Genomic DNA, 8,370 nt, shown 5'->3' with positions numbered 1-8,370 from the left:
GAAGCCCATCGCCGACGCCGCAGCCCGCCGCACGGGGCGGCGCGCGTCGCGGATCCACGGCCGCGTGACGGTGTTCGGGTAGAGCGGGCTGTCGTCGAGTGCCTGGTTCGGCGTGGCGATGTTGATCGTCGGCGGCAGCACCTTGTGCCGCAGCGACAGCGCGAGCTTCATGAGCGAGGCGGTCCCCGCGGCCCCCTTGGTGTGCCCGATCTGCGACTTCACGCTGCCGATCGCGGCGTAGCCCCGCTCGTCGGTCTCCGCACCGAGCACCGAGCCGAGCGCCGTGAGCTCCGTCCGGTCACCCACCGCGGTGCCGGTCGCGTGCCCCTCGAACAGCTCGACGGACGAGGGCGAGACCCCGGCGTCCGTGTAGGCCCGACGCAGCGCCAGCTCCTGGCCCGACGCCCGCGGCGCGTAGATGCTGCCGAACCGGCCGTCGGAGGAGGACCCGATGCCCTGCACGACCGCGTAGACCCGGTCCCCGTCGCGCTCGGCGTCGGCCAGTCGTTTGAGCGCGAGCATCCCGATGCCCTCGCCGACGAGCGTGCCGTCGGCGGTGTCGTCGAACGGCTTGATGCGTCCACTCTTGGACAGCGCCTGGGTGCGCGAGAAGCACATGTAGCCGAAGACGGTGTTCTCGGTGTCGCAGCCGCCGGTGATCATCAGGTCGGCGCGGCCCTCGGCGAGCTCGGCGGCCGCCATCCGCAGCGCGGACAGCGACGAGGCGCACGCGGCGTCGACCGCGCAGTTCATGCCGCCCAGGTCGAAGCGGTTCGCGATCCGTCCGGCGGTGACGTTGCCCAGCAGGCCGGGGAAGGTGTTCTCCTCCCACGGAGGGAAGGCCAGCAGGTACTTCTGCGCGATCGCCTCGGCGTCGGCGTCGGACAGCCCGCAGCTGCGCACGACCTCCTTGAGGACCGGGGTCTCCAGCCGGGCCGCCATCGGGTGCGTCAGCGGCATGGGGCCGGTCACGCCGAGCGTCACGCCGGTCCGCGCGGGGTCGTACCAGTCGGCGTTGCCCTCGTCGGTCACGGCGCCGGCGTCGCGCAGCAGGTCGCGCGCCACGACGAGGCTGAGCAGCTGGACCGTCGTGGTCACCTCGAGCTGGTTCGGCGGCATCCCGAACTCGCCCGGCGCGAACTCGGTCTCCGGCACGAACCCGCCCCGGGTGCAGTAGGTGGTGTCCGGGTGGGACGGGTCGGTCGACGGCGTCGGGTCGAAGTAGTCCTCCGGCCGCCAGTGGGTCTCCGGGACGTCGGTGGTGCAGTCGACGGCGTCGAGGATGTTCTGCCAGTAGTCGCGGTAGTTGCGGGCCATCGGGAACAGGCCCGCCATGCCGACGATCGCAATGGGTTCGTCCGCCGTGCGGCGGCCGATTCTGGCCCTGTCTCTGAGCTGCGGGGAGTCGGACACGAATCCTCTTTTCAGCGGCAATTCGGGCAGCGCACAGCGCCGATTCACGTGAGCGAATCGGAAGCGTGCGGAGACGTTCAGACGAGCAGCGCGGCGATCTCGTTCGCGATCGTGCGGTGGCCGAGCGAGGAGGGGTGGATGCCGTCCGGGTACCACATGTCCGGGTCCGCACAGAGCGCCGCGGTGGACAGTGCGTACCGGACCACGCCGCGCTCGGCGCAGAGCCCGGCCAGGAACGTGTTGGCCTCGGCGAACCGGGCGCGCAGCAGCGTGCGGTGCTCCTCCGGGACGCCCGGGAGCTTGCCCGGGATGTCCGGGTAGTCGTGGGTGAAGACCCGCCGCCCGGGTGCGGCGACGGCGTCGAAGATCGAGGTCAGGTTCGCGCGGAACCGGTCGTGGTCGTAGGCGCGGACCAGGTCGTTGCCGCCGACGGCGACCCCGAGCAGCGGGGTCTCGACGTCGGCGATCTTGTCCAGCTGCTGGTCCACGACGTCCGAGGTGAGGGCACCGTACGAACCCAGGTTCAGCACGTCGTCGATCCCCAGCCGGTGCGCGACCCGCGGCACCCACCCCACGTACCCACCCGCTCCGTCGGGGTCGCCGCGGCCCTCGGCGAAGCTGTCACCGATCACCACGAGGCCGTACATCAGACGGCCGCCAGGATCCGGCCGACGTTCGCGGGGGCGAAGAACTCCTCGCCGCTGATCCCGCCGCCGACCATCGAGAGGAACTGGCGGGTGGCAGGCTCGTTGTCGCTGACGGCGCGGAACAGACCCTGCAGCTCGGGCGAGAGATCCAGGTCGGAGATCATCGTGGTGAAGGCGTAGGCGCCCTTGGTCCCGGCGTCGCGCTCGCCGGCGTACTCGGCGAGCACGTCGCCCATCGGGCGGCCCTCCAGCCCCTCGGCGATCTTGCCCGCGAGCAGCTCGGCGTGGGTGAAGGCGTCGGAGATGCCCTTACCCGTGAAGGGGTCCTTGTGGTAGCCGGCGTCGCCGACCAGCGCCCAGCCCGGGCCCGCGGAGACCCGGTAGAAGTTGTCCGGGTAGCGGATCCCGGTGAACCGCTCGGCCTGCGACCCGGCACGGACCTGCTCGGCGAGGTCGGGGACCACCTGCTCGCAGACCTCGTGGAAGCTCGCCTCCACGTCGCGCCGGAACTCCCCGTAGCGGTCCCGGGTGCGCATCACGGCGACCAGCGTGCGGCCGTCGTTGGTCGGCCAGAGCCCGACCTGCTGGCGGCCCAGGCCGATCCGGCTGTGGAACCCGGTGTCCGGGATCCCCTCCCAGTAGCTGTAGTAGATGAAACAGGCGGGCTCGACGACGTCGTAGGTGCCCGCCCCGACCGCCTCGGCGACCCGGGACCGGGCACCGTCGGCGCCGACGACCACGCGGGCCCGCTCCTCGACCAGCTCGCCGTCGGCGGTCTGCAGCCGGACGCCGCGCACCACGCCGTCCTCGACGACGAGGTCGCGCAGGGTCGAGCCCAGCCGGACCTCGGCGCCTGCCGCCTCTGCGGCGCGGAGCAGGACCGGGTCCAGCGCGGTGCGGCGTGGGGCCAGGGTCGCGGAGATCCCGTCGATCGGGTCGGCGAAACCGGAGATCACGGCGTCGTCGTAGGAGATCGTCATGCGGGTGATCGGGGTGACGCCGGTGGCGAGCACCTCGTCGAGCAGTCCCCAGGACTGCAGCCGGGCCAGGCCGTACTGCTGCAGGTAGTGGGTGGAGACGGTGTCGGCGGGCAGCGCGGTGCGGTCGACGGCCAGCACCCGGAACCCGCGCCGGGCCAGCAGCATCGCGACGGGGGATCCGGCGCAGCGCGCGCCGACCACGATCACGTCGTAGGGCTCGTTCATTGCTCTTCGTCAGCTCCCCGAAGGTGACGGCCGGTCCCGGTCTGAGGTGGGTCACCGTCGCCGTCGACGGGTGGGCAGGAACGGCACTGGAGGCGGTACGAGAATTGTGTCTACGGGGGCGGGTAAGGGAAGTCAACGAGCTCTCCCACACGATGGCGGTGCACTATCGCGTCATGCACCGACCCGATCAGCCAGCCATTTCGCCGTGCCCCGCCCGCATATCGGTCGGCATTCGGAACAGTATTGTTCACCCGCCGGCCACTCACTTCGGAGGTAATGGTCGGCATGGCTACCACCACTGATCCGCTGTCCGCCGTCGTCGCGGAGCTCGCCGCCACGGGCGGCCCCGTCGACCTCGAGCGGCTCCGCCGGACCGTCGACACGATGGTCCCCTTCTGCAACCACGTCGGTGTCCGCGTGACCGAGCTGGCGCCGGACCACGGGCAGGCCGAGCTGCCGGTCCGCGCCGAGCTGCAGAACCACTTCGGCACGGTGCACGCCGGCGCGCTGTTCCTCGCGGCCGAGGTGGCCGGGGCTGCGGCCTTCGCCGGTGCCATGGCGCCGCGCATCACGCAGCTGCAGGGGTTCGTGCTGCGCTCGTCGAAGATCGCGTTCCTCAAGCCCGCCGTCGGCCATGTGCGGGCGCGCGCCACGCTCGACCGGCAGGCGATCGACGCCGTGCTCGCCGGCACGGCGGGGCGGTTCGAGCTCGCAGGCCTCGCCCTGCTGCACGACGACGCGGACGTGCTGCTCGGCCGCGTCGAGCTCGACTACGTGGCGTGGATGGGCGCCGCGGCCTGACCCCCGCACGATGGAGCCACGACTGTCGTCTCCCGTGCTCAGAACGACAGTTGTGGCTCCATAGTGCGGTCAGTAGAGGGTGGTGACCTGCTCGGCGTAGCGCTCCGCGATCACCGCGCGGCGGAGCTTCAGGCTCGGGGTCAGGGTGCCGTCGGCGACGCTCAGGGCTCCTTCGACGAGCGTCCAGCGCCGGATCGACTCGGCGCGGGAGACCAGGGAGTTGGCGTCGTCGACCGCCGCCTGGACGTCCGGCGAGGCGCCGGGGTCGGCGAAGACCAGGGCGGCCACATAGGACCGCCCCTCCCCCACGACGACGGCGTGCGCGATCCCGGGATGCAGCCGGATGCGGTCCTCGAGCGGCTCGGGGGCGACGTTCTTGCCCCCGTTCGTCACGATGATCTCCTTGCGGCGGCCCGTGATCGCGAGGAAGCCGTCGCGGTCGACCTCGCCGAGGTCTCCCGTCCGGAGCCAGGCGTCGGGCGGACCGGACAGGGGCCAGTAGCCGGGTGCGACGTTCGCCCCCCGGACCAGGACCTCACCGTCCTCGGCGATCAGGACCTCGCAGCCGGGCAGCGCTCGCCCGACCCGGCCGGCCTTCACCGCGGACGGCGAGCTCATGGTCACGACGGTCGTCGACTCGGTGAGCCCGTAGGCCCCGAGCACCTGCACCCCGAGCGCCGCCGTGAACGCCGCGGTGGTCGGGTCGAGCGAGGCGCCGCCGCAGATCACGTGCGCGAGCCGACCGCCGAGCGAGGCGCGCAGGGCCTCGGCGGTGGGACCGGACCACCCGGCGCCCAGCGCGACGGCCTCGGCCTCCGCCTCGGGGGTGAGCACCGTCCGCGCCCCCTTGCGGAGCTTCTCCAACGCGTACGGCACCAGGACCAGGAACGACGGCCGGAACCGCGGCAGCTCCGCGGTCAGCTCGGCCGCGGACGCGAGCAGCCCGGTCCGGACGCCCGCCCACAGGCACCCCAGTGCGCTGACCCGGCCGAACACGTGGGAGAGCGGCAGGAACAGCAGGGTCGACGCGTCGTCGCCTGCGAACAGCTCGGGCAGGAAGGCGACCACGTTGCCCGCCGCCGCGAAGAGGTTGCGATGGGTGAGGACGCAGCCCTTCGGGTTCCCGGTGGTCCCGCTGGTGTAGACGATCGTGGCGATGTCGTCCGCGTCGATCTCGTCGGTCGAGGGCACCTGACCTGCGGCACCGAGCTCCGCGAGCCGCCGCACCGCCGCCGCGAACGGCTCCGCGCCGGAGAGCGCGACCTGGTCGACGGTCTCGGCGAAGGTGCGGGCGGCGCCGGAGTCGGCGAGGACGTGGTCGACCTGGGTCCGCGAGGCCGTCGGGTAGATCGGGACGGTGACCGCCCCTGCGGCGAGCACGGCCAGGTCCAGCACGATCCAGTCCGTCGTGTTCCCGCCGAACAGCGCGACCCGGTCACCCGGTGCCACACCGTCGGCCCGCAGGCCCGCCGCGACGGCGCGGACCAGGCCCGCGAGCTCACGGGCGGACACCTCGGCCCACCCCGGCTCCCGCGGGGCCGCGAGGACGGGGCGGTCCCCCGCCTCGTCCAGCCTCCGCAGGATCTCGACGGCGATCCCGCCGCGGTCGGGCAGGGTGACGAGTGGGGGGTTGAGCACGGCGGTCACGGGAGGCCTCCTGGAGGCGGAGCGTGCGGAGCCGACCCTGGGCAGCGTCGGCGGAGCTTCACCACGGGCACGGTCGCGAGACCTGCGGCGTCAGGACCTCGTGACCGGCGCCGGTGCGGTACGGACGTCCATGCGCAGGCCCGGTTCGGCGATGCGGATCGGGCCGGTGAAGGCCGCGGCCGCGTCGTCGCGGCGGGCCGTCACCCAGGCGGGGTCGGTGGACACGAAATGGGTCAGCACCAGCTCCCCGACGCCACCCTCGGCCGCTGCGACCCCGGCGTCGGCGCCGGAGAGGTGGCCGTGCGGGCCGGTGTCGGTGGTGGCGAGGGTGGCTTCGGCGAGCAGCAGGTCGACACCTGCGGCGAGGGGCTGCAGCCCGGGCGTGAGACCGGTGTCCCCCGTGTAGGCCAGTGCGGACCGCGGGGTCTCGACGCGGATGCCGCAGTTGGCGGCCACGTGCCGCAGCGGATGGAGGGAGACGTGGGCGTCGCCGACCTCGACGTCGTCCCCCGCGGTGTACTCGACGACCTCGAAGGCGAGGTCGAAGACCCTGTCCAGCAACGGCATCGTCGTCACGGGGAAGAGCGAGGCGAGCCGCTCCAGCACGGCCCGGCCGCCCTTGGGCACGTAGAGCGGGACGCGCGGACCGGACATGTCGAGATGACGGGCGGCGGACACCGGGTCGGCGGCCCGGTCGCCGATCGCCGCCTGCAGCCGCCGGTAGAGCAGCGCCTTGCCCAGCGGGAGCAGGTCGTAGCAGTGGTCCGAGTGCAGGTGGCTGATCAGCACCGCGTCGGGGACGGCGTCCACTGCGGACAGGGCCGTCGCGATGCCCGGTCCGCAGTCGAGCAGGAGCCGGGTCGACGCCGTCGAGACCAGGTAGCCGGAGCTGGCCTGACCCTCTGCGGGCATCCCCGACCGACACCCGAGCACCGTCAGTTCCACGTGACCTCCCCACGGCCGGGCACCTTTCCCCGCGCCGTCGCCGCCACCGTGACCGATCGCCGACGGGCGGGCAAGCAGCGGTTGCCTGTCGGCCGATGCGCCGCTCCTATCGCCCCAGCTCCGGGCGTCTCGGCTCGGGCCTGCTGAACTCGAACGGCCCTGCCGTGGCGAGCGCCCCCAGCAGGGCCTCCACCAGCGGTGTCCGGTCCTCGGTCCGCCACACGACGTGGAGGGCGAGGCTCGGGGAGGGCTGGGTCAGCGGGACCGCGACGAGCCCCTGCGCAGGTGCGCGCACCGCCCGTGACGCCGAGGCGAACCCGATCACCTGCCGGGCCGACACGAGTACCCCGGTGGCGACGGGGTCGTCGACCTCGGCGGTGATGGTCAGCTTGATGCCCGCGCGGTCGGCGGCGCCCAGGATCGCGTCGTGCATCGCGGGGCTCTGCTCGCGGCGGAACAGCAGACAGGGCTGCCGGTCGAGCATCCGCACGGGCATCTCGTCACGCCCCGCCCAGGGGTGCCGCTCCCCCACGACCGCGACGATGGGGACCGTCATCAGCTCGGTCGACGACAGCTGGGGGCTGACCGGCCGCCCGTACACGAACCCCACGTCCAGCTCGCCGGACTGCACGCCTTCCAGCTGCGGGCCGGTCCGCCGCTCCCACAGCTGGGTCTGCACGCGGGGGTGCTCGGTGTTGAGTGCCGCGAGCGCCGCGGGCAGCACGTCCTGTCCCGCGGGGAAGTTGAAGCCGATGTTCAGCGTGCCCGCCCGCCCGGAGGCGACGGCGTGGGCCGCGGCGATAGCGCGGTCGACCTGGTCGAGCAGCTTGCGGGCCTCCTCCCGGAACGCCTCGCCCGCGGGCGTCAGCCGGACCTCGTGCGAGCTGCGGCGCACGAGCTCCACCCCGACGTCGCGCTCGAGCCGCTGCAGCTGCTGCGACAGCGAGGGCTGCGCCAGGTGCAGCCGCTGCGCGGCGCGCCCGAAGTGCAGCTCCTCCGCGATCGCGAGGAAGGAGCGCAGGTACCGGAACTCCACTCGAGTCTCACCCCTCCCGACCGGTGCGCCGGAACGGTAGGCCGCCCGCACCGGCACGGGACGACGTGTGGGCGCCCAGCAGGCGAACGATGCGTGACCAGCAGCGCCACGAGTGGGTGAATCCGCAGGTGGGAGGCCCGATGCGGAACCGATCACATGATTGCCGTTCGCGTTCGACGGGCGCGGCGTCCCGGCGCGGACCTAGCGTCGCCGTTCGTGCTGTGTGAGATCACCTCCCGCCGGGCCGTGGCCGACGGCGTCGTCGAGCTCGAGCTGATCGGCCCGCTGCCCGCCTGGTCCCCCGGCGCCCACGTCGACCTGCACCTGGCCCCCGGGCTCGTCCGCCAGTACTCGCTGGTCGGCCCCGGCTTCCGCATCGCCGTGCTGCGCGAACCCGAGGGCCGCGGCGGCTCCGCCCACGTCCACGACCGGCTGCGGGTCGGCGACCGCATCGAGGTCGACGGCCCCCGCAACCACTTCCCGCTGGTCGCGGCCTCGTCCTACCTGTTCGTCGCCGGCGGGATCGGCATCACCCCGATCCTGCCGATGATCGCGGCCGCCGAGGCCGCGGGTGCGGACTGGCGGCTGCTCTACGGCGGCCGGTCCCGCGCGTCCATGGCCTACCTGGACCGGCTGACCGACCCGCGGGTCACCGTGGTGACCGGTGGCCTCCTGG

8 protein-coding genes are annotated in these 8,370 nt (G+C 73.1%); 2 read left to right on the top strand and 6 right to left on the bottom strand.

Annotation, left to right across the window (positions count from 1 at the left end; genetic code table 11):
- The 3 genes from H5J29_RS13000 to H5J29_RS12990 form a co-directional block, all read right to left on the bottom strand.
- A partial coding sequence (locus H5J29_RS13000; RefSeq protein WP_312858192.1) for a beta-ketoacyl synthase N-terminal-like domain-containing protein occupies window positions 1-1,413 on the bottom strand: 1,413 nt, incomplete at its 3' end.
- A gap of 77 nt (window positions 1,414-1,490) precedes the next feature.
- A complete protein-coding gene (locus tag H5J29_RS12995; RefSeq protein WP_181781199.1) occupies window positions 1,491-2,045 on the bottom strand; it encodes an SGNH/GDSL hydrolase family protein in 555 nt (184 codons plus the stop codon).
- A gap of 14 nt (window positions 2,046-2,059) precedes the next feature.
- Window positions 2,060-3,265, bottom strand: a complete 1,206-nt coding sequence (locus H5J29_RS12990) for an FAD-dependent oxidoreductase (RefSeq protein ID WP_181781198.1) — start codon at window positions 3,263-3,265, stop codon at window positions 2,060-2,062.
- A 285-nt stretch (window positions 3,266-3,550) separates the two neighbouring features.
- On the opposite strand from H5J29_RS12990, the gene H5J29_RS12985 reads away from it, so the two are divergent.
- Window positions 3,551-4,066, top strand: coding sequence for a DUF4442 domain-containing protein (locus H5J29_RS12985; RefSeq protein WP_181781197.1), 516 nt, complete (start codon window positions 3,551-3,553; stop codon window positions 4,064-4,066).
- 69 nt (window positions 4,067-4,135) lie between these two features.
- Here the strand turns inward: H5J29_RS12985 and H5J29_RS12980 are convergent, their stop codons facing one another.
- The 3 genes from H5J29_RS12980 to H5J29_RS12970 all read right to left on the bottom strand — a co-directional run bounded on the left by H5J29_RS12980 (window position 4,136) and on the right by H5J29_RS12970 (window position 7,694).
- Window positions 4,136-5,713 (bottom strand): AMP-dependent synthetase/ligase, encoded by a 1,578-nt coding sequence (locus H5J29_RS12980; protein ID WP_181781196.1) that lies wholly within the window; start codon window positions 5,711-5,713, stop codon window positions 4,136-4,138.
- A 90-nt stretch (window positions 5,714-5,803) separates the two neighbouring features.
- Complete coding sequence (locus H5J29_RS12975; protein WP_181781195.1) at window positions 5,804-6,658, bottom strand: MBL fold metallo-hydrolase; 855 nt, start codon at window positions 6,656-6,658, stop codon at window positions 5,804-5,806.
- 106 nt (window positions 6,659-6,764) lie between these two features.
- Window positions 6,765-7,694 carry a LysR family transcriptional regulator gene (locus H5J29_RS12970; RefSeq protein WP_181781194.1) on the bottom strand — a complete coding sequence of 310 codons (930 nt, stop codon included), beginning with the start codon at window positions 7,692-7,694 and terminating at the stop codon, window positions 6,765-6,767.
- A gap of 216 nt (window positions 7,695-7,910) precedes the next feature.
- Between H5J29_RS12970 and H5J29_RS12965 the strand changes: the two genes are divergently transcribed.
- The coding region (locus H5J29_RS12965) for a ferredoxin reductase (RefSeq protein ID WP_181781193.1) at window positions 7,911-8,370 on the top strand (460 nt) is incomplete at its 3' end.

This window comes from Pseudonocardia pini (genome assembly GCF_013870575.1).
Taxonomy (GTDB): domain Bacteria; phylum Actinomycetota; class Actinomycetes; order Mycobacteriales; family Pseudonocardiaceae; genus Pseudonocardia; species Pseudonocardia pini.
This window is presented reverse-complemented; position numbering and strand designations above follow the sequence as displayed.